Below are 20,199 nucleotides of genomic sequence, written 5' to 3'. Positions count from 1 at the left end.
GGTGCGCAAGTTGCTGGTCGCCAACCGTGGGGAGATCGCGGTACGGATCATCCGTGCGGCCCGGGAGCTCGGGATCAGCACGGTGGCCGTCTACAGCGAGGCCGACCAGGAGGCGCTGCACGTCCGGATGGCCGACGAGCGGGTGCTCATCGGCCCGCCGGCGGCCTCCCGCAGCTATCTCGACATGGACGCGATCGTCACGGCGGCCGTCGACCTGGGCGCCGACGCGGTGCACCCCGGCTACGGGTTCCTGTCGGAGCGGGCCGAGTTCGCGCAGAAGGTCGCCGACGCGAGGGTCACCTTCGTCGGGCCGTCGGCCAGGACGATCCGGCTGATGGGCGACAAGGCGCGGGCGCGGTCCGCCGCCGACGAGGCCGGCGTGCCGACCGTCCCGGGTTCGGCCGGGCCGGTCGACGGCCTGCCGGAGGCCCTCGCGGCGGCTGAGCGGGCGGGCTACCCGGTGGCGATCAAGGCCGCCGCCGGGGGCGGTGGCCGCGGCATCCGGGTCGTGGCCGACGCGGCCGAGCTCGCCGAGGCGCTGCCGGTCGCCCAGGCCGAGGCCCAGGCGGCGTTCGGCAGCGGGCTCGTCTACATCGAGCGGTTCGTCGAGCACGCCAGGCACATCGAGGTGCAGGTGTTCGGCGACGGCGAGAACTTCGTCCACCTCGGCGAGCGCGAATGCTCGATGCAGCGGCGCCGCCAGAAGGTGCTGGAGGAGGCGGGCGCGCCCGGCCTGCCGGAGAACGTGCGCAACGCCATGACCGACGCGGCCGTCGCGCTCGCCAAGGTGGCGGCCTACACCGGCGCCGGCACGGTCGAGTTCCTCTACGACCCGGCGACCGAGGAGTTCTACTTCATCGAGATGAACACCCGCATCCAGGTGGAGCATCCGGTGACGGAGATGGTGACCGGCCGCGACCTGGTCCGCGAGCAGCTGACCGTGGCCTCCGGGGCGCCCCTGTCGTTCGCCCAGTCCGACGTCGAGTTCCGCGGCCACGCCATCGAGGTGCGGCTCAACGCCGAGAACCCGGAGTTCTCCTTCATGCCGAGCCCCGGCGTGCTCTCGGCGATGCGGATGCCGGGCGGCCCGTTCGTCCGCATCGACTCGGGCTTCGAACCCGGCGGCGAGGTGAGCCCGTTCTACGACTCCCTGCTCGCCAAGATCGTGGTCTGGTCCGACACCCGCGCGTCCGCGATCGCCCGCATGGCGCGCACCCTGGACGAGGTCGAGGTGGAAGGTGTCGTCACCACCGCGGGCTTCATGCGCAGCGTGATCGACATCGAGGAATTCCGCGAAGGCCGCTACCACACCACCTTCCTCGAAGGGTGGATGGCCGGCCGTAACAAGAGTGGCGGGAACGCATGACACAGAACATCGCGCGCAGAACAGGCCAGAGCCGCTACTCCTGGGGCGGCGACGAGCATCTCGTCGTCCAGTTCGCCGAGGCCATGAGCCTTGAGGTCAACTTCACCGCCATGGCCGTGTCGAAGATCCTCAGCGAGGACCGCATCCCGGGCATCGTGGACATCTGCCCGGCCAACGCCTCCCTGCTGATCAGGTTCGACCCCGACGTCGTGCCACCGGCCGAGCTGGAGGCGACGGTGCGGGCGGCCGAGGAGAAGGTCGCCGGCTCCCCCTCCCGCAGCGTGGAGACCCGCATCTTCGAGGTCCCCGTCTGGTACGACGACCCGTTCACCAACGAGACGGGCGCCCGCTTCCGCGACCGGCACCAGCGGCCCGAGGGCAACGATCTGGAGTTCGCGGCCGTCGAGAACGACCTCGACTCGGTGCAGGCGTTCATCGACGCCCACTCCGGCTCGCCGTGGATCACGTCGATGGTCGGCTTCGTGGCCGGGCTGCCGTTCCTGTTCCAGATGGTCCCGCAGGAGCGGCAGCTGGAGCTGCCCAAGTATCTGCGGCCGCGCACCGACACCCCGGCGCTGACCGTGGGCCACGGCGGCTGCTTCGCCTGCATCTACTCGGTCCGCGGGGCCGGCGGCTACCAGATGTTCGGCGTCACCCCGGTGCCGATCTTCGACCCGGAGCAGCGGCTCGCCGACTTCAGCGAATTCATGATCTTCTTCCGGCCCGGTGACATCGTCAAGTTCCGCGCCGTCGACCAGGCTGAGTACGAGGCCATCCGGGCCGAGGTCGAGGCGGGCACCTACCGCTATCGGCAGCGCCCGGTGACCTTCGACCTCGATCGCTTCCTGGCCGACCCCGACGGCTACAACACCGAACTTCTGGAGGCGCTCTATGCCAGTTGAGATCCTCGAACCGGGGCTGGCCTCCAGCATCCAGGACCGCGGCCGTCCCGGCTACTACAACGTGGGCATCCCGCCGTCCGGCGCGGCCGACCTGCGCGCCGCCGCCGCGGCCAACCTGCTCGTGGGCAACCCGCTCGACGCGGCGGTCATCGAGTCGCCGTACATGGGTCCGGTGCTGCGCTTCGACGAGCCGACGGTGGTGGCCGTCACCGGCGCCGACATGCCGGTGATGCTCAACGGCGAGCCCGCGCCGCAGTGGGAGTCCTTCGCCGTCGCGGCCGGAGACCAGCTGACCTTCGGCTTCCTGCGGGCGGGGGCGCGCATCTACATCGCCGTCGCCGGCGGGTTCGACGTGCCCGTGGTGCTGGGCAGCCGGTCGACGTACGCGCTCGGCGGGTTCGGCGGCTTCCAGGGCCGCAACCTCAAGAAGGGCGACGTCGTGCCGGTCGGCCGGCCCTCCGGCGGCGTGCCGGGCCAGGTCGTGCCCGAGACGCTCAGGCCCGTCTACAGCCGCGACGTCGAGCTGCGGGTGGTCCTCGGCCTGTACGACTACCGGCTGACCGACGCCGGGCGCAGCTGCCTGCTGGAATCGGAGTGGACGCTGACCCCGGTCGCCGACCGCACCGGCTTCCGCTACTCCGGTCCCGTCCTGGAGTGGGAGGAACGCGTCCAGCCGTTCGGCGCGGGGTCCGACCCGTCCAACATCGTGGACGCCGGTTACCCGGTCGGTTCGATCCAGGTGCCCGGCGGCGTCGAGCCGATCATCCTGCACCGCGACGCGGTCTCCGGCGGCGGCTACGCCATGGTGGCCAGCGTGATCAGCGCCGACCTCAACCTGGTGGCGCAGTGCTCCCCCGGCACCCGTACCCGGTTCGTCGCCGTGACCCTCGACGAGGCGTTGCGGGCCCGCGCCGACTCGGCCGACCGGGAGCTGAAGCTGCGCCAGGCCCTCGGCGCAGCCACCTGACCCGGCCCCGCCGTTCCGCCGAGGGACGGCGGGGGCCGTCGGCCACCAGACAAGGAGGTTCTCGATGACGGTTCCGACCGCGCCCAGCCTGTACCAGCCGACCTCGCTGGACGACGCCGTCGAACGACTGGCGGTGGCCGGCCCCGACGCCGCTCCCATCGCGGGCGCCACCTGGATCATGAGAAGTCCTTCACGTGGCGAGCCGTTCCACCGCGAGTACGTCTCGCTGGCCCGGATCGAGGAGCTACGGCGGATCGACGACGACGGCGCCACCCTCACGATCGGCGCCGCCGTCACCCACGCGCGGCTCGCCCAGGCGCTGGCCGGCCACCCGGCGCTGGAGGCGCTCCGGCAGGCCGCGGCGACTTCGGCCAACCCGTCCGTCAGGCGTCAGGCCACGGTCGGCGGCAACCTCTGCGCCCGCGACTTCGCGGCGGCCGACCTGGCGCCCGCGCTGCTCAGCCTGTCGGCCAGGGTGGTGCTGGCGGGCCCGGCGGGCATCACGACCACGCCGCTCAGCGGGTTCCTGGCCGGCCGTGACAACCTGCCGCCCGGGACCGTGCTGGCCCACGTGTCGGTGCCGCTCGCGCCGGTCGTCTCCGCGCACGCCCGCCTCACGCTGCGGCGCGCGGGCGACTACCCGGTCGCCATCGTCAGCGTCGCGGCGACGCTCGACGACGCGGGCGTGGTCGAGTCGGCCACCGTCGCCGTGGGCTCGGTCGAGCCCGTGGCCCGGCTGTGGCCCGAGCTGGCGGCCGCGATGACCGGCCGGCCGCTCGACGCGGACGAAGCGGTCCGTACGGCCCGCGAGCTCGCCGGAGCCTTCACCCCGCGCACCTCGGTGGAGGCGGACGGCTGGTACCGACTGCAGGTGCTGCCGACGGTCGTCGGCCGTGCCGTACGAGCGCTGGAGTCGCACGGAAGGGACAGGACGTGACCGAGTTGTTCGTCAACGGAGAGCCGCGCCGGGTGCACGCCGACCCGATGACCCCGCTGTCCGGCGTGCTCCGCGAGGAGCTGCATCTGCGCGGCACGAAGGCGGCGTGCGGCGAGGGGTTCTGCGGATCCTGCACGGTGTTCGTCGACGACGACGCGGTGGCCTCCTGCCTGGTGCCGGTGGGCCTGGCGGAGGGCAGGTCGGTCCGCACCGTCGAGTCCCTCGCCGACCCGGCCGGCGCGCTGTCCCCGCTGCAGCAGGCGATGAAGGACAACGACGCGGTGCAGTGCGGCATGTGCTTCCCCGGGATGCTGATGTCGCTGACCGCGCTGCTGGAGACCAACCCGAGCCCCGAGCGGCGTGACGTCCACGAGGCCCTGGTCGGCAACATCTGCCGGTGCACCGGATACGAGCGCATCGTGGACGCCGCTCTCACTGCGGCCCGAGCCGCCGGCGCGGCAGTGGAGGAGGACGCGTCATGAGCGACGTCATCGGAGCGGACCTGCCCCGCCGCGACGCCGAGGACAAACTGCGCGGCCGGACGGTGTTCACGGTCGACGCGGCCGAAGGCGGGCTGCTGCACGCGGCGTTGTGCCGCTCGGAGGTCCCGGCGGGCCGCATCGTGTCGATCGACCTGGAGCCCGCCCGCCGCATGCCCGGGGTGCGGGCCGTGGTGTCGGCGGCCGACGCCCCCGGCCGCTACGGCATCACCATCGCCGACCACCCGCTGTTCGCCGTCGACCAGATCCGCTACCTGGGCGAGCCCGTCGCGGCGGTCGCGGCGGAGACCCTCGACCAGGCCCGCGCGGCGGCCTCGGCGATCGTGGTCGAGGTCGAGGAGTACACCCCTCTGGTCACCATGGCGCAGGCCCTGGCCGACGACGCCCGCGACCTCCATCCGGGCTGGGAAGACTACGACGTGCTCGTCGAGGGCGGCCGGCGGGGCCGCAACATCGGCTGGGAGGCCACCGTGGTGCGCGGCGACACCGACGCCGCCTTCGCCCGCGACGACGTGCGGATCGTCGAGACGGAGTTCGTGGCCGGCCGGCAGAACCAGGCCCCGCTCGAACCCCGGGCGTGCGTGGCCGGCTACGAGAACGGCCGGTTCGTCATCCAGACGTCCACCCAGGTGCCCTGGTCGGTCCGCAACTCCACCGCCCGCCTCCTCGGGGTGCGCGAGGCCGACGTCCGCGTGGTGGTCCCGCCGGTGGGCGGCGGGTTCGGCATGAAGTTCGAGGTGAGCCTCGAACCGTTCGCCGCGCTGCTCGCCCGGGCCGCGGGGCGGCCGGTCAAGCTGGTCAACAGCCGTCAGGAGGAGATGCAGACGGCCCTGTGCCGGGAGAACGCGGAGATCCGGATCCGGTCGGCCGTCACCGAGTCGGGCGAGATCGTCGCCCGGGAGGCCGTCGTCCTGATGGACTGCGGCGCCTACGGCGGCGAGCAGCCGTTCCTGACCAGCATGACCGCCCACACGCTCGGCGGAAACTACCGGCTCGGCGCGGTGCGCCTGGTGAGCCGGGCCGTCTACACCAACACGCCCCCCAACGGCGCCTTCCGCGCCTGCAACGGCACCTACTGCACCGCCGCCCTCGAACGGCACACGGACGAGATCTGCGCCGCCATCGGCATGGACCGGGTGGAGTTCAGGCGGCGCAACGTGCTCGGCGACGGCGACCTCGGATCCACCGGGCAGGTCTTCGAGGGCGACGTGCTGGCCCCGATGATCGACCGGATGGTCGCGCTGCGCGACTCCGCCGCCCCGGTGGAACGGGCCGACGACGGCCGCCTCTACGGGACGGCGACCACCGTCGGCACCTGGTTCATCTTCGTCGGCCCCTCCGCCGCCACCGTCAACCTCAACCCCGACGGCACGGCGACCCTGGTCACCGCCGGCGTCGAGATCGGCTCCGGATCGACCATGCAGGCGATCCCGCAGCTCGTCGCCGATTCGCTGGGCCTGCGACCGGAGGACGTCACGGTCCGGGCCGCCGACACCGACGCGGCCGGGTACGACGGCGGCGTCGGCGGCGGCCGGACGACCGTCTCCCTGGGCGCGGCCGGCGTCGCGGCCTGCGACGAGGTGCGCCGGAAGGTCTTCGACCTCGCCGCCGAGATGCTGGAAGCGTCACCCGATGACCTGGTCCTCACCGACGGCCACGTGGCCGTCAACGGAGTGCCGTCGGCACGGATCACCCTGCGCGAGGTGGCCGAGCGGGCGCAGCAGGTGTCCGGGCCGATCTCCGGCTCCGGCTCGTTCACCGGCATCGGGGTGCAACCGATGTCCGGCTGCGCGGCCGGGCACATGATCGGCGCGCTGGACCTGCCCGTCTTCGCCGTGCACGAGTGCGACGTGGCCGTCGACCCGGACACCGGCCACGTGGAGGTGCTGGCCTACCGCGTCGTCCAGGACGTGGGCCGGGCCATCAACCCGAGGGCCGTCCGCGGCCAGGTGCAGGGCGGCGTCGTCCAGGGCCTGGGCTACGCGCTGCACGAGGAGATCACCATCGACGCGCGGGGGAAGGTGCGCCAGACCGGGTTCGAGACCTACCGCATGCCGCTGTCCGGTGACGTCGTACCCGTCCAGCTCGACATGTACGAGGGAGCTCCGTCGTTCGGCCCGCTCGGGGTCAAGGGCGCCGGCGAGGTGCCCATCCTCAACGTGGCCGCGGCGGTCTCCTGCGCGGTGGCCGACGCCATCGGGCGGCCGGTGTCACAGATCCCGCTGACCCCGCAGCGTGTCCTCGGCCTCGTCCTCGGCCGTGAGAGCGAGGGCGTGGAGCTGCGGCACATCGGGCCCGGCTGGCGTGACAACGTGATCGCGGACCCTGACGAGCTGATGGCCGCAGCAGGGGTGTGAGGTCCGCACCCCGGGATCCGCATCCCGGGGTGCGGATCCCGGGGTGCGGATCCCGGGGTGCGCCCCGGGGTATGCGCCCGGGGATGTTCACAACCCGAGGTCGCTCAGCCCCGGGTGGTCGTCCGGGCGGCGGCCCAGCGGCCAGTGATACCTGCGCTCCGACTCCCGGATCGGCAGGTCGTTGATGGAGGCGTACCTCAGCTTCATCAACCCCTCGCCGTCGAACTCCCAGTTCTCGTTGCCGTAGGAACGGAACCAGTTGCCGGAATCGTCGTGACACTCGTACGCGAAACGCACGGCGATCCGGTTCTCCTGGAACGCCCAGAGCTCCTTGACGAGCCGATACTCCAGCTCTCGCGCCCACTTGCGGGTGAGGAACGCGACGATCTCGTCGCGCCCGTTGACGAACTCCGCGCGATTCCGCCAGGCGGAGTCGATCGTGTAGGCCTGGGCCACCTTCTCGGGGTCGCGGGTGTTCCACGCGTCCTCCGCCAGTCGCACTTTCCGGGTGGCGGTCTCGAAGGTGAACGGCGGCAGCGGCGGTCTCGTCATGCGATCAGCTTATAGTCGCGGATTGTCCCGCCATCGTAGGCGAACAGGCGGTCTGTACCCCTTTGGCCGATCGTTGAGGCCACCGGAACTCCACCTTGATCACCAGCCCACCTGGCCAGGCCAAATCGACCCATGTGTTGACTCTTTGTGCGTTAAAGGGGCAACGCATGATTTGAAGGTGCTTGTCTGTTCTTGGCTGTGCGCGTGGTGCTAGCGTGTGCGCCTGTTCCCTTGCGCTCCGTCGCGAAGCGGCCACGCAACCGACCTGTCGCGCGAGGGGAGCAGGTTCGACGCGGCTCGGCCATGCCTCGCCGCCACGCCCCCAAGGACCGCCGATGCCAGCAGAAGCACCCCGCCGGACACAGCGAAGGCTTTCGCCGAGGGAGCTGGCGGTCATCGCCTTTCTCGGCACCTTGATCATCATGGCCTGTGTGTGGCTGTGGGCGGTGTCCTCCGTCACCGCCGAGGCCAAAGGCGTGATGGCGTTGGTCGGTGGCGTCTCGGCCGCGCTGCTCGCCGGCACCACCGCGGCCGTCGTCCACTACGCGGCCGCCGGGCGCCGCTCACGCGAGCAGGCCAGGTCGATCGCCGCGCGGCTGGCCCGGCTGGAGCGCGAGGTGCTGCAGCTGACCGAGGAGTCGCTGCCCGCGCTGGGACGTCAGGTGCGCGGAGGGGTCTCGGTCTCCGACGCCCTTACCCGCGTCGTCCAGCCTCAGGACGGCGCGTTGCCCAGCCTGCTCAAAGCCATCGGGCACGAGCTCGACGTGCTCGAACGCGAGCGCACCATGGCCCAGGCGTCCCGCTCGGCCATGGAGTCCGAGATCTCCCGGGTGACCGGTGAGACGCTGCCCGACCTGGTCAAGCGGATCCAGGCCGACCGGCTGTCGGCGACCGCCGCCCTGGCCGAGGTGCGCCAGCCGGTGCACACCCCGCTGCGCGAGCTGCTGGCCGAGACGGCACGCCGGCTCGACGAGGGCGAGCGCAGGGGCGCCGCGGTCATGGCGGCCTGCGCCGGCGCCGCGGCCCGCGTACAGGCCCAGGCCACCAGCCTGCTCGCCCGGCTGCGCGAGCTGGAGGAGCTGTACGGCGACCAGGAGGAGGTCTTCGCCGACCTGCTGGAGCTCGACCACCGCATCGCCCAGATGAGCCGGCTGGCGGACAACGTCGCCCTGCTGAGCGGCGGTCGCTCCGGCCGCCGGTGGACCCGGCCGATCGTGATGGAGAGCGTCCTGCGGGGCGCGATGGGCCGCGTCGGCGCCTACCGGCGCATCCGCCTGCACTCCACCAGCACCGTCGCCGTGGCCGGATACGCGGCCGAGGGCGTGATGCACGCGCTGGCCGAGCTGATGGACAACGCCGCCGCGTTCTCGGCGCACGGCTCCGAGGTTCACGTGTACGTGGACGAGGAGGACGCCGGTGTCGTGATCACCATCGAGGACAGCGGCCTCGGCATGCGCCCGCGCGAGCGGCACCACGCCACCAGGCTCGTGAGCGAGCCGCTCGACCTGCGGACGCTGTCCGGCACCCGGCTGGGCCTCGCGGTCGTCGGTCGCCTGGTCGACAAGTACGGTCTGACGGTCAGCTTCCGGCCGTCGGCCCGAGGCGGCACCGGAGTCGTCGTGCTGATCCCCCGCCTGCTGATCACCCAGCCCAGGCAGGACACCGCCCCACCCGCGATCGAGCCGGCCCGCCCCGCCGTGCCGGCCTCCGTGGCCGCCGTGGCCATCCCCGCCCAGGAAGGACCGGCCGAGGACGACGACGGCCTCCTGCCGAGGCGGCGACGGGGTCAGACACTGGCCGAGGCCACCAAGGGCCGACAGGCGCGGATCGCGGGGCCCGTACGGGAAGGGCGTGACTCGGCGGCGAGGTTCGCCGCCTTCCGCCAGGCGGGGGCGCGCGGGCGCGGCTCTTCCCCGGGCCCGGGCGACGACTGACGCCCACCCGCGGCTACCGGAACTTATCGATCACAGATAGGAGGCAGGGGCGGTCACGCCGGCGCCCGCGCCGGAGGGCGCCCCGTCGTTTCGATGAGCACTATCGACGCTTCGCGCAGTACCGATCGCAACCTTGACTGGCTGCTGGAGAACCTCAGAACCAAGACCCCGGGGATCAGGCACGTGCTGGTGCTGACCAGGGACGGCCTCAAGATGTGCTACACCACCGGCCTGGAGCGCGACGGCGCCGACCAGCTCGCCGCCCTGGCCGCCGGGATCCAGAGCCTGTCGCTGAGCGCCTCGGCCGAGTTCGGCGACAGCATCGGGGCGGGGCAGGCGATGGTCGAGTTCGCCGGAGGGCTGCTGCTCATCGTGCCGGCCGGGGCGGGCGCCCATCTGGCGGTGGTCGCCGAGGAGGACGGCGAGGTCGGGCTGATCGCGCACAACATGAACGAGCTGGTGGAGCAGATCGGCGTCTACCTCACGGCCGCGCCACGCCAGGCGGAGACCAGCGGCGAGCGCCCATGACGAGGCGGGCCATCGACCAGGAGGACCCGGACCGGCTCTACACGGTCACCGGCGGGCGCACCCGCGCCGACGAGACGGCCTTCGACTCCGTCTCCCTGGTCGTGAGCGAATGCCGCCCGACTCCCGGCATGCAGTCCGAGCACGTCAAGATCCTGCGGATGACCCGGCGGCCGACGGCGGTCGTGGAGATCTCCGCCGAGCTGCGGCTGCCCGTCAGCGTGGTGAAGATCCTGCTGCGCGACCTGCTCGACACCGGCCGCATCACCGTCCGCCATCCGTCGGCCGCCACGCAGGCCGGACAACCGGATCCCGAACTCCTGAAGCAGGTGCTCATTGCCCTCCACGACCTCTGACCAGCCTGCGGCCGGCGTGCGGGCGCCACTGCGCGAGACCGCCGTCGACGCCCTCAAGATCGTGATCGTCGGCGGGTTCGGCGTCGGCAAGACGACCATGGTCGGCTCGGTGAGCGAGATCCAGCCGCTGAGCACCGAGGAGGTCATGACCCAGGCCAGCGTGGGCATCGACGACGCGAGCCGGGTGCGTACCAAGGCCACGACCACGGTCGCCTTCGACTTCGGCCGGATCACGCTCAACTCCAGCATGGTGCTGTACCTGTTCGGCGCGCCCGGCCAGCAACGGTTCTGGTTCGTATGGGACCAGTTGTTCGCCGGCAGCCTCGGCGCGGTCGTCATGGTCGACACCCGCCGCCTGGAGGAGTCGTTCTACTCCATCGACCGGCTGGAGCACCACCGGATGCCGTTCGTGGTCGCCGTCAACCGCTTCGCCGACGGGCCCGCCCTGAGCTCGGTGCGCGACGCGCTGGCGTTGTCGCCCGAGGTCCCGATCGTCGACTGCGACGCGCGGGAGCGGTCCTCGTGCAAGACCGTGCTGATCACGCTCGTGGAACACCTCGCCCGCATGCACGACCTGTCGCCCGTCCGAGAGAGCACTCCGTGACCAAGCTCCCCGCCTCGCCCGCCGACTCCGCCGACTCCGCCGGGTCCTCCCCGCACAGCGGGGGCCTGTTGGACGGATACCCCGACCACACCGACGCGGCACGCCTGTACGAGCCGGAGACGTACGACGACCCCGGTCCCCTCTACGAGCAGCTGCGCCGCGCGTACGGGCCCGTCGTCCCCGTCCTTCTCGACGGCGACGTCCCGGCCTGGCTCGTGGTCGGCTACCGCGAGCTGCACCACGTCACCAGCCAGCCGCAGTTGTTCGGCCGCGACCCGAGGCGCTGGAACCTGCGCGAGATCGTGCCGCCGGACTGGCCGTTGCGCATGTACGTGAGCTGGTCGCCGACGATGGTGTTCACCGAGGGCGCGGAGCGGATGCGGCGCGGCGGCGCCCTCGGCGACGCGCTGGACGCGATAGACCGCACCGAGCTGACCCTCGTCTGCGAGAGGATCGCCGACCTGGTGATCGACGCCTTCGCGGGCGACGGCCGGGCCGACCTGATCTCCCAGTACGCCTACCGCATCCCGGCCCAGGTCGTCGCCCGGCTCTTCGGCATGTCCGAGAGCGAGGCGCCCGAAATGGCCGAGGAGATCAAGATCGTGATGGACGGCGGCGAGGACGCCCACGCGATGCTCGGGCCCATCGTCGGGCGCATGGCGCGGCTCATGGAGAGCAAGCGCGCCCAGCCCGGCCGCGACCTCATGTCGATCCTGCTGGCGCACTCCGCGCGGCTCACCGACGACGAGATCGTCCAGGACGCGATGGCGCTGGTGATGGCCTCCCACGGCACCAGCTCCAACTGGATCGGCAACACGCTGCGCCTCATGCTGGTCGACGACCAGTTCCAGATGGACCTCCAGGGCGGGCGCAGCAGCGTCTCCGAGGCGCTGAACCAGGTCCTGTGGAAGGACCCGCCGATGCAGAACACACCCGCCCGCTACGCCGTACAGGACTGTGAGCTGGCCGGGCACCGCATCCGCCGGGGCGACCTGCTGGTGCTCAGCCTCGCCGCGGCCAACGCCGACCCCCAGGTCCAGCCGGCCGCGTCCACGTTCTCCGGGCCGAACCGCGCGCACATGGCCTTCAGCCACGGCGAGTACGGCTGCCCCTTCCCCGGCCCGGAGCTGGGCGAGATCATCGCCAAGACCGCGGTGGAGGTGCTTCTGGACCGCCTGCCGGACGTGCGCCTGGAGGTGGAGCCGGCGGACCTGCGGTGGCGCCGCTCGATCTGGATCCGCGCGCTGGAGTCGCTGCCCGTCCAGTTCGCGCCCACCATGCCGGCCGGTCCGCCCTCACCCCACTCCTGGGCCGACCTCCGCTGATGCCGCGCACCAGGCCAGGCTCGGCTCAGGCCCGCCGTTCTTCGTCCACCGCGGATCGGGACACCCTGGATCGGGACACCCTGGATCAGGACCCTCTGGATCGGGACACCTTGGATCAGGAGACCTTGGACGACGGGGCCGTCCAGGTGTTGCACGCCGCCGGCGACCCGGCGCGGAAGCCCTTGTCGAGCCAGGCGGCGATGTTGCGGCCCTTCCCGTGGTCGCGGGCTTTGGTCCACTCGTCGCCGCTTTCGCGCGTGATGTCGAGCAGCTCGTCCCAGTCGTCCCGCGTCCGGTCCAGCGAGTCCCAGAAGCTGCGCATGAAGACGCCACCCAGGCACTCGGCCTGCAACTCGTTGCGCCGGATCTGCTCGTTCAGCTCCTTCTTGCCCTTGTACGGGTAGTAGTCGAACGCGCGCGCCATCCGGGTGAGGTGCTGCACGTGGTGCCCGTACTCGTGGGTGACGATCTGGAAGTTGAACAGGTCCCAGGGGTTGGAGAGCGTGTCGTCATCCAGCAGGACGAGGAAGCGCCGCTCCGCGCCGCAGTAGATCGCCGCGGCCTTCCCCCAGGAGCCTCCGCAGTAGCGCCGCGGTTTGGTGATGAAGCCGATCCTGGCCTTGGCGAAGGGCAGCCCCGCCCGCTTCGAATGGGCCGCCCAGGAGGTGTTGAGGCAGTTCAGCACCGAGGTCAGATACCTCTTGGCGGAAGGCACGTCGTTCGCCTTGATCTCCCGCTCAGGACACGCTCTCGGTGCGAGCTTGCCGCTGCGATACAGCTTGTTATGGGTCAGTACGCGATCTTTGATGGGGTAGGCGGTCGCGTGGGCCGTACCGGAGAGTAAAAGCAAGAAAGCTACGCAACCTGCAAGAAGGGGAGATAAACGCATGATCGACATCATAGGAGCAAGGTGGCTTTGGGCGAGTTGAGCCGACCGGAAAGGTCGCGGCGCCTTCAGCTACCCAGCTGAGCCTTGACCACGTCCAGGATCACGGAGGCGGCCAACCCGAAGGCCACGCCTGCCAACATGTATCGTCGCTGAGTTCTCCTCCCCCGTTGATCCACCTTCTCCGCGACGGCGTCGATCTTGGTTCCGAGAAGGCGGTCGAAGGCGTCGGCTTCTTCCTTGCGCAACTGCGCGGCTTCCCTGCTTGACTCGGCCTCCAGCCGGTTCGTTTCAGCTTCGGCCGCGAGTCGTCTGGCCACGGCGGCACGTGCGTGCATGGCCGCTTCGAGATCCGCGAGTTCGGCGAAAGTGCCTTCCAGGCGGAGCGCCAGGTCTTTGAAGCGCACCTCAAGGCTTTCGTCGTCACTTGCGATCGAGGTGCTTTTGCGGGGCGCGACTTCTTCGACGAGACTTTCTAGATGATCGAACCGTCGATCCACGCGGAGTTGGTGACGGAGTATCACGGTCGCGACGATTCCCAGCGCCAGCAGGCCGGCGGCGCTGATGAGCTGAGAGGAGTCCTCCGGCCCTCCGAGCACCTCTTCGGGAAGAATCCCGATCATGCCTATGCCTAACGCGAGAATCACCGCCATGACGGCATCGATGTTCGCTGCCACCCACTGAACGAAGCGTGCTGGAGACCTGGCCATGCTGGTTTTCTATCTGATCTTCGTGAGGCACGACAGACGAACGGAGTTCCGGTCTCAGCGGGCTCCACCGGACGACCGGTCAGCGCCGGAGCGCGTCGACGACCAGGCGGGCGACCGACAGCACACCCTCCTGATGCGCCTCGGTCACGGTGGGGGTCCCGCCCTTGGCGAAGGTCTTCGAGTAGTGGAGCTTCACCAGCCGGTCACCGACCCTGAACACGACGGTGCTGGTGGCGTTGTCGAGCAGACCGACACCTTCGACGGCGAAGGCCTCGTCCCCGAGGCCGGCCACGTCTCTCGGCGGCAGGTCTCCCGGCTCGGGTCCGAGCAGACCGCCGGACCGCGCCCGGGACATGTCGGTCTCCCGGCGGGCTGTGTAGATCTCCCGCGCCGTCTCCGGCCCGGTCCTGCCCTGCCGCGGCGGGAAGGTCTCGACCGTCACGGTGAGATCACCGGCGTCCGCCGACCACGCGCACCCTCCAGCCGAGGGGGTCGGCTGGCGCGGGGCCGGTAGGAGGGTCTCCACCTGGCCAAGGGTCAGCAGCCCACATGGTTCGAGAGTCGCCGGCGAAGACGCGGCCGGCGGCGTCGCCCCCGGCTGCTCACGTGACGCCACCACGCTCACCGCGACCGTCCCGGCCAGCACCACCGCGCCGGCCGCCACGGCGGCCCGCCGCCGACCGCTCGTCCGCTCTCCGTCCGCAGACCCGTCCGGCCTGGTCTCCGGTAGGTCCACCTCGGGCGCCGGGGTGGGTGGTTCGGGCCTGGCGGCGTCGACCGGCAGGCCGTCGGCGATCCTGCCGAGATCCCGCCGGAGCCGGTCGGCGTCTGGGCGGTCGGCGGGATCCCTGGCCAGCGACCCGAGCAACAAGCCGGCGAGCGGCCCGGTGAAGGACGGTTCGCGTGGCGGCTGAGTGAGCACCGCGGCGAGCACCGCCATCGGCGTGTCCCGGTGGAAAGGTGCCTGCCCCTCCGCCGCCGCGTACAGCGTGGCACCCAGCGACCACAGGTCCGCCTCGGGCCCGTCATCCTCGCCCAGCAGCCGTTCGGGCGCGATGTATCCGGGCGAGCCGACCAGGGCGCCCGGCGAGGTCAGCCCCAGGTCGCCGACGAACGCCGCGATGCCGAAGTCCGTGAGCAGCGCCTTCCCGTCCGGCCCGATCATGATGTTGGCCGGTTTGACGTCGCGGTGCAGGATCCCCCGCCGATGCGCCTGGGTGAGCGCGTCGAGCACCCGCGCCCCGATCGCGGCGACCCGGGCGGGCGGCAGCCGCCCCTCGGCACGCACCACCTCCTCCAGAGAACGGCCCGCGATCAAATCCATGACGATCCACGGCAGGCCCTCCTCCTCCAGCACGTCGTGGACGGTGACGATCGCCGGGTGCCGGAGCCGCGCGGCGGCGCGGGCCTCGCGCAGGGCGCGCTCGCGCAGCTCAGCCAGCCGGTCCGCGGACACGGCGCCCTTCGGGCGCACCTCCTTGACCGCCACCTCGCGATCGAGCAACTCGTCCCTGGCCTGCCACACGGCGCCCATCCCGCCTGCTCCGAGCAGCCGGACGAGCCGATAGCGGCCGGCCAGCAGGCGCTCGGTCATGCTCGCCTGGCGAGCGCGTCCGCGACCCACCGGGCGGCACGCAGCCCACCGGCCGCGAGGCGGCCCTCCGGATCGTCCTTGATCCGACCGGAGTAGACGATCTCGGCCACCACGTTGCTCACCCGCACCATGACCACCTGGGAGAGCCGGTCGCTGTCACGGAGCTGGTAGGTGTACGCCTCGTCACCCAGGCCGGGCAGCGGGCGGTGACCTGTGCCTCCCACTCGCGTCCGGGCGTCCTCGCTCTCCCTCCTGAAGAGCTCGCGACTGCCGGCCAGTTCGGCGGGCGGGTGGTGCTGGAGCACGAGCTTGACTCTGCGCTTCAGCCCTTCCGGAACGCCCGCCCCCAGGGCCGTGTCCCCACGACACACGGCGGGATTCGGGCCGGTCGTTTCCTCGTCGTCGATGGTCGGCGCGGGGACGAGGGCGGCGAACTGGGCGTCGGTGAGCAAGCCGCAGGCGACCGGCACCCGTACGAAGCTGCCCCGGGAGTTCGCGGCCCGCTCCGCGTCGGCCCCCGCCTTCACCCGGGCGCCGAGCACCCCGGCTCCGCAGGCCAGCACGACGGAGCAGGCGACCACGGCGGCGACGACGCTCCTGGGGACGACCAACGGTTCGCGGACCGGCCGGCCCGCGGCGATCCGGCGCAACCGGCTGCTGATCGTCCGGGGACGGGGCCTCGTCAGCGGGTCCTTCCCGAGCAGCGCTTCCAGCAGTGGGGCGAGCGGGCCCGCGTGCGCCGGCTCGCGCGGCCGCCCGGTGAGCGTCGTACTCGTGGTGGCCAGCGCGGTCGCCCGCCGGTACGGGGGCACGCCCTCGACCGCGGCGTACAGAGTGGCCCCCAGCGACCACAGGTCCGAGGCCGGGACGGGCGGGCCCGTCAGACACTCGGGCGCGGTGAAGCCCGGGACGCCGACGAAAGCCCCGGTCCGGCCGCCACCGCCGAACCCCGCGAGCTTGACCCGGCCGTCACCGTTGATCACCACGGTGGCCGGAGTGACGGCGCCGTGCACGAGGCCCCGCCGGTGGGCCGCGGTGAGGGCGGCCAGCGCTTCCAGCCCGAGCGCGGCCACCTGCTCGACGGGCAGCCGCCTCTGGTCGGCGAGCACCTGAGCCAGGCTGGTGCCGTCTTCGAGGCCGGTGATGGTCCACAGCCGGTCGTCGTCGGCCGTGACCAGGTCGTGCACCACGGCGACCGGGGCGTTCCTGATGGCGTCGACGGCGCCGATCCGCTCGATCACGTGCTCCCGCCACTCGGCCGGATCGGTTCCGGCGGGGACGGGCAACTCCTGCGCCAGCACGTCGCGGGCGAGCAGTTCGTCGTAGGCCAGCCAGGCGGTGCCCATCCCGTACGCCCCGAGCGGGACGTGCAGCCGGTACCTGTCGTTCACCGCTCCAGGCCCTCCAGGCTCCGATGGGCCAGCTCGACCAGACGCTCCTTCATCGGGCCGGCCTCCTCCCGCGTGCCGTTCAGCCGAAGGTAGTGGACGTCGACCACGACGGCGCCGTAGCGGTAGCCGACCATGGAGACGAACAGGCCGCTCTCCGTCACGCCACCGAGGTAGAACGCCTCGTCAGCGAGACCGGACACGGGCATCAGGTGCCGGTCGGCGGGACCCTCGGGAAGGTACTTCTTGCGGACGTTCTCCGCGTTCTGCCGCCGGTCGGCCAGGTCCGAGCCGGCCTTGTCCTCGTCGTCCCCGCGCCATGTGACCCAGACCGTCATGGTGGGCCGCTGGGCCGCCCCGATCGCGGCGTCCCCTGAGGTGATCTGACATTGGTTCATCGCCGGGTCGGGAGGGGAAGACGCGCGGGCCGTCTTCTGGGCCTGCGCGACCAGCGTCCGCAGGTCCTCGACGGTGAGCAGGTCGCAGGCCTGAGGCGGCGTGCTGAAGTGCGGGGGCCGCGCGGTGGCGACGGCGAGCGTCGTGGCCGTCACGGCGACGGCGGCCGCGCAGACGGCTGCCACCGCGAGCGCCCGGGTCCGCCTGCCTCGCGGGTCGAGCCGCATCACCAGCCATGGCGTGTCCCCGTCGACCACGAGGTCGTGGACGGCGGTGAGAGCGATCGCGCGGCCCCGCACCGCCTCGCCCGCCGCGGCGAAACCCGCCGCCAGGTCCGCCGCGGACCTCCCCGCCACCTGGGTGACCGCGACGTCCCTGCGCAGCGACTCGTCACGGGCCCGCCAGACGTCGGTGCCGCCCAACCGGGCGACCAGCCGGTAGCGTCCGCCCAGTACGCGCTGCTCCGTCACGGGACTCACCTCAGCCGCCTCAGTGCCTGGACCGCCCAGGTGGCGGCCTGCCGGGCACCGCGTTCCAGCCGCCCGTCACGGTCGGCGGTGGCGCCGTACCTTCTGTAGTCGATCTCGGCGATCAGGTTTCCGAGCCGGACGACCATGCGCCGGCCGAACCCCGGCAACGCGCTGCTCATGTCGCCGCGCGCCGCGTACGCCTCGTCACCGAGCCCGGCGACGAGCGGCGGTTCCTCCGCGTCCGTTCGCAGCGCCTGGAAGTACTCCCTGGCGCGTGCCTCGTTCGGCAGCAGCCGCAACCTGAGCGCCAAGCCGTCCCGGGGGTTCGCCGGGTCGTCGAGGGAGTCCCACTCACACCCGCCGCGCCCGTCGCGCCGGCTGAACGGTTCGTGGACCAGCTCGCCGAACTGCGACTTCGTGAGCAGGCCACAGGCGTACGGAAGTTCGGTGAAGGGCCCGGAAACCGGCTCGGCCGTGACCGGCGCCTCAGGAGGAGGAAAAGTGCGGCCGGGAGCGGCGGCGGCGGGCAGCCGACCGTAGAGCACGGCGACGGCCGCGCCCACCCCGATCAGGAACACCACCGCCAGAACGGCCACGGTTCTGGAGACGGCGACACCTCTCCTTCGTGTCATCGGCTCATCCCCCGTCGTGTGTCATCGGCTCATCCCCCGCGGTTGAGAGCGACCACGATCCACTGAGCCGCGGTCCGTGCCCGCCGCTCGATCAGTTCGGCGTCGTCGGCCTCGTTGATGTTGAAATAGCTCACCCTGAGGACCAGGTTGGAGGTCCTGAAGGTCACGTCGGTCCCCACCCGGCCGCCCATCCAGCGGTCGTTGGTGTGCACGAGGAACGCCTCCTCACCCACCCCGGTGACCGGCGTGGCGATCGACGTCCGAGCCGTGGTCCTTTTCATGCCGATCTGCGGCCATTCCATGAGCACCCACGAGCTGGTGTCCGCATACTTGGACCGCTCACCGACAAAGGTCCGGTGGGCCTTGTTCGGGCTCCCGCCCCACGGCTCGCCGCCCATGATGTCCACCGACACCCCGGATCCCTCGGGCAGGACGGTCGCCTTCCTGAAGCGCAGGACGGTGTCGGAACCCGCGGGCATCGCGTCCCCCTTCTTGAAGCGATGCCCTGGCCCTCTCGCGGTCCACGAACAGCTGTTGCCGCTCGACTTTCCGGCTGGATCGGCGACCTTCGGGAGCAACTGTCGTACCTGCTCGGGAGTGAGCAGCTCGCACAGTCTGACGGGGATCCCGAACCTGCCCGGTTGGTCGTTCGGGTCGGCCGGCGGCTGAGTGGCGGCGGCGGGCGAGGCCGCCGTGCCCGGCGCGCCGAACGAGAAGCCCGCGGTGGCCGCCAGCGCACTGGCGATCACGGTCCCCACGAGCAGCACCCCAGGCCCCGCCCCGCCCCGGCGACGGACCGCTGCGGCGGTCAGGAGCCGGCGCCGGCCACCGGCCACCGTGCCATGACGCGCGACCCGGGCGCGGGCCTCACCACGCGTGACCTCGATCGCGCCACCCCTCGCGGGCTCAGTGTCACCGGGCGCGGCCTCCTTCCTCACGCCGGGGCGGGCCGGCCCGTCCGCTGTGGCGATCTCCGCCAGCATCGCGCCGGCCGTGGCGGCATCCGGCCTGTCTTCCGGACGCCGCTCCAGCAGGCCCATCAGCACGGGGGCCAGCGGCCCCGACAGCACCGGCGGGCGCCGCTGCTCGGTCAGCACCGCCGCGAGCACCGCCGTCGGCATGTCACCCGAGTACGGTGGCACGCCCTCGACGGCGGAGTAGAGCGTGGCGCCCAGCGACCACAGGTCCGACGCCGGCCCGTCAGGCTCGCCGTGCAGGCGTTCCGGCGCCATGTAGCCGGGCGATCCGACCAGCACCCCTTCGGCGGTGATCGTCACCTGGCCCTCGATCGTGGCGATGCCGAAGTCGGTGAGGACGGCCCGGCCATCCTCGTGGAGGAAGATGTTGGCCGGTTTCACGTCCCGGTGCAGCACCCCGGCCTCGTGCACGAAGGCCAGCGCGGCGAGCACCTCGCCGCCGATCGCCGCGACCCGCCCGACGGGCAGCGGCCCTTCCTCCTCGACCGCCTCCTTCAGCGACCTGCCGTACAGGACCTCCATGACCAGCCACGGTCTGCCGTCCTCGGAGATCACGTCGTGCAGGGCGACGACCCCTGGGTGCCGCACCCGGGCGGCGGTCCGCGCCTCGCGCAGGACTCGCTCATAGGCCTCCGCCCGTTCGGCGGCGTCCAGCCCCGCGGGCAGCGTGACTTCCTTGACCGCCACGTCCCGCTCAAGGAGCTCGTCGTGGGCCAGCCAGACCCTGCCCATGCCCCCGGATCCGAGAGGCCCGCGCAGCCGGTAGCGCCCCGCCAGAACGGAGTCTGGACCGAAGATCATAAATCAGCAGATTAGCCGTC

19 protein-coding genes are annotated in these 20,199 nt (G+C 71.8%); 11 read left to right on the top strand and 8 right to left on the bottom strand.

The window, feature by feature from the left end:
• The first annotated feature begins 1 nt into the window (after position 1).
• The 6 genes from IEY82_RS16335 to IEY82_RS16310 all read left to right on the top strand — a co-directional run bounded on the left by IEY82_RS16335 (position 2) and on the right by IEY82_RS16310 (position 7,029).
• Positions 2 to 1,366 (top strand): acetyl-CoA carboxylase biotin carboxylase subunit, encoded by a 1,365-nt coding sequence (locus IEY82_RS16335; protein ID WP_189124970.1) that lies wholly within the window; start codon positions 2 to 4, stop codon positions 1,364 to 1,366.
• Positions 1,363 to 2,268 (top strand): 5-oxoprolinase subunit B family protein, encoded by a 906-nt coding sequence (locus IEY82_RS16330; protein ID WP_189124969.1) that lies wholly within the window; start codon positions 1,363 to 1,365, stop codon positions 2,266 to 2,268. Before IEY82_RS16335 ends, IEY82_RS16330 begins: the two co-directional genes overlap by 4 nt.
• On the top strand, positions 2,258 to 3,235 hold the full coding sequence (locus tag IEY82_RS16325; RefSeq protein ID WP_189124968.1) for a 5-oxoprolinase subunit C family protein: 978 nt from the start codon (positions 2,258 to 2,260) through the stop codon (positions 3,233 to 3,235). Before IEY82_RS16330 ends, IEY82_RS16325 begins: the two co-directional genes overlap by 11 nt.
• Before the next feature lie 64 nt (positions 3,236 to 3,299).
• On the top strand, positions 3,300 to 4,172 hold the full coding sequence (locus IEY82_RS16320; protein ID WP_189124967.1) for an FAD binding domain-containing protein: 873 nt from the start codon (positions 3,300 to 3,302) through the stop codon (positions 4,170 to 4,172).
• Entirely contained in the window at positions 4,169 to 4,654 is a 486-nt protein-coding gene (locus IEY82_RS16315; protein ID WP_189124966.1) for a (2Fe-2S)-binding protein, read from the top strand. The genes IEY82_RS16320 and IEY82_RS16315 overlap by 4 nt, the downstream gene beginning before the upstream one ends.
• Positions 4,651 to 7,029 (top strand): xanthine dehydrogenase family protein molybdopterin-binding subunit, encoded by a 2,379-nt coding sequence (locus IEY82_RS16310; RefSeq protein ID WP_189124965.1) that lies wholly within the window; start codon positions 4,651 to 4,653, stop codon positions 7,027 to 7,029. The genes IEY82_RS16315 and IEY82_RS16310 overlap by 4 nt, the downstream gene beginning before the upstream one ends.
• 87 nt (positions 7,030 to 7,116) lie before the next feature.
• Here the strand turns inward: IEY82_RS16310 and IEY82_RS16305 are convergent, their stop codons facing one another.
• Positions 7,117 to 7,581, bottom strand: a complete 465-nt coding sequence (locus tag IEY82_RS16305; protein ID WP_189124964.1) for a nuclear transport factor 2 family protein — start codon at positions 7,579 to 7,581, stop codon at positions 7,117 to 7,119.
• A gap of 335 nt (positions 7,582 to 7,916) precedes the next feature.
• On the opposite strand from IEY82_RS16305, the gene IEY82_RS16300 reads away from it, so the two are divergent.
• The 5 genes from IEY82_RS16300 to IEY82_RS16280 all read left to right on the top strand — a co-directional run bounded on the left by IEY82_RS16300 (position 7,917) and on the right by IEY82_RS16280 (position 12,325).
• Entirely contained in the window at positions 7,917 to 9,515 is a 1,599-nt protein-coding gene (locus IEY82_RS16300) for a sensor histidine kinase (protein ID WP_225262823.1), read from the top strand.
• Positions 9,516 to 9,608: 93 nt separating this feature from the next.
• Positions 9,609 to 10,043, top strand: a complete 435-nt coding sequence (locus IEY82_RS16295) for a roadblock/LC7 domain-containing protein (protein ID WP_189124963.1) — start codon at positions 9,609 to 9,611, stop codon at positions 10,041 to 10,043.
• Positions 10,040 to 10,396 (top strand): DUF742 domain-containing protein, encoded by a 357-nt coding sequence (locus IEY82_RS16290; RefSeq protein WP_189124962.1) that lies wholly within the window; start codon positions 10,040 to 10,042, stop codon positions 10,394 to 10,396. The genes IEY82_RS16295 and IEY82_RS16290 overlap by 4 nt, the downstream gene beginning before the upstream one ends.
• Positions 10,377 to 11,000 carry a GTP-binding protein gene (locus IEY82_RS16285; protein ID WP_189124961.1) on the top strand — a complete coding sequence of 208 codons (624 nt, stop codon included), beginning with the start codon at positions 10,377 to 10,379 and terminating at the stop codon, positions 10,998 to 11,000. Before IEY82_RS16290 ends, IEY82_RS16285 begins: the two co-directional genes overlap by 20 nt.
• Positions 10,997 to 12,325, top strand: a complete 1,329-nt coding sequence (locus IEY82_RS16280) for a cytochrome P450 (protein WP_225262825.1) — start codon at positions 10,997 to 10,999, stop codon at positions 12,323 to 12,325. Before IEY82_RS16285 ends, IEY82_RS16280 begins: the two co-directional genes overlap by 4 nt.
• Positions 12,326 to 12,440: 115 nt before the next feature.
• Here IEY82_RS16280 and IEY82_RS16275 read toward each other — a convergent pair whose 3' ends face one another.
• From IEY82_RS16275 to IEY82_RS16245, 7 genes are all read right to left on the bottom strand, one after another.
• Complete coding sequence (locus tag IEY82_RS16275; protein ID WP_189124960.1) at positions 12,441 to 13,040, bottom strand: neutral zinc metallopeptidase; 600 nt, start codon at positions 13,038 to 13,040, stop codon at positions 12,441 to 12,443.
• Between the two features lie 239 nt (positions 13,041 to 13,279).
• Complete coding sequence (locus IEY82_RS16270) at positions 13,280 to 13,888, bottom strand: hypothetical protein (protein WP_189124959.1); 609 nt, start codon at positions 13,886 to 13,888, stop codon at positions 13,280 to 13,282.
• A gap of 112 nt (positions 13,889 to 14,000) precedes the next feature.
• Positions 14,001 to 15,515 (bottom strand): serine/threonine-protein kinase, encoded by a 1,515-nt coding sequence (locus IEY82_RS16265; RefSeq protein ID WP_189124958.1) that lies wholly within the window; start codon positions 15,513 to 15,515, stop codon positions 14,001 to 14,003.
• Positions 15,512 to 16,906, bottom strand: a complete 1,395-nt coding sequence (locus IEY82_RS16260) for a protein kinase domain-containing protein (protein WP_189124957.1) — start codon at positions 16,904 to 16,906, stop codon at positions 15,512 to 15,514. Before IEY82_RS16260 ends, IEY82_RS16265 begins: the two co-directional genes overlap by 4 nt.
• The gene (locus IEY82_RS16255) at positions 16,903 to 17,769 is read right to left on the bottom strand and encodes a protein kinase family protein (RefSeq protein WP_189124956.1); all 867 of its coding nucleotides are present in this window, start codon (positions 17,767 to 17,769) and stop codon (positions 16,903 to 16,905) included. The genes IEY82_RS16260 and IEY82_RS16255 overlap by 4 nt, the downstream gene beginning before the upstream one ends.
• Before the next feature lie 5 nt (positions 17,770 to 17,774).
• On the bottom strand, positions 17,775 to 18,401 hold the full coding sequence (locus IEY82_RS16250) for a hypothetical protein (protein ID WP_189124955.1): 627 nt from the start codon (positions 18,399 to 18,401) through the stop codon (positions 17,775 to 17,777).
• Between the two features lie 29 nt (positions 18,402 to 18,430).
• A complete protein-coding gene (locus tag IEY82_RS16245) occupies positions 18,431 to 20,179 on the bottom strand; it encodes a serine/threonine-protein kinase (RefSeq protein ID WP_189124954.1) in 1,749 nt (582 codons plus the stop codon).
• Positions 20,180 to 20,199 lie beyond the last annotated feature (20 nt).

The sequence above is a fragment of the Nonomuraea cavernae genome, from assembly GCF_014646355.1.
GTDB classification, from domain to species: Bacteria; Actinomycetota; Actinomycetes; order Streptosporangiales; family Streptosporangiaceae; genus Nonomuraea; species Nonomuraea cavernae.
The sequence above is the reverse complement of the archived record's forward strand: the minus strand, read 5'-3'. Positions and strand labels throughout refer to the sequence as shown.

Bases quoted from the DNA above. Each gene is read 5' to 3' on its own strand.
- IEY82_RS16320 (WP_189124967.1), top strand. From the start codon at position 3,300: ATGACGGTTCCGACCGCGCCCAGCCTGTACCAGCCGACCTCGCTGGAC.
- IEY82_RS16265 (WP_189124958.1), bottom strand. From the start codon at position 15,515: ATGACCGAGCGCCTGCTGGCCGGCCGCTATCGGCTCGTCCGGCTGCTC.
- IEY82_RS16305 (WP_189124964.1), bottom strand. From the start codon at position 7,581: ATGACGAGACCGCCGCTGCCGCCGTTCACCTTCGAGACCGCCACCCGG.
- IEY82_RS16290 (WP_189124962.1), top strand. From the start codon at position 10,040: ATGACGAGGCGGGCCATCGACCAGGAGGACCCGGACCGGCTCTACACG.
- IEY82_RS16250 (WP_189124955.1), bottom strand. From the start codon at position 18,401: ATGACACGAAGGAGAGGTGTCGCCGTCTCCAGAACCGTGGCCGTTCTG.
- IEY82_RS16325 (WP_189124968.1), top strand. From the start codon at position 2,258: ATGCCAGTTGAGATCCTCGAACCGGGGCTGGCCTCCAGCATCCAGGAC.
- IEY82_RS16330 (WP_189124969.1), top strand. From the start codon at position 1,363: ATGACACAGAACATCGCGCGCAGAACAGGCCAGAGCCGCTACTCCTGG.
- IEY82_RS16310 (WP_189124965.1), top strand. From the start codon at position 4,651: ATGAGCGACGTCATCGGAGCGGACCTGCCCCGCCGCGACGCCGAGGAC.
- IEY82_RS16300 (WP_225262823.1), top strand. From the start codon at position 7,917: ATGCCAGCAGAAGCACCCCGCCGGACACAGCGAAGGCTTTCGCCGAGG.
- IEY82_RS16295 (WP_189124963.1), top strand. From the start codon at position 9,609: ATGAGCACTATCGACGCTTCGCGCAGTACCGATCGCAACCTTGACTGG.
- IEY82_RS16245 (WP_189124954.1), bottom strand. From the start codon at position 20,179: ATGATCTTCGGTCCAGACTCCGTTCTGGCGGGGCGCTACCGGCTGCGC.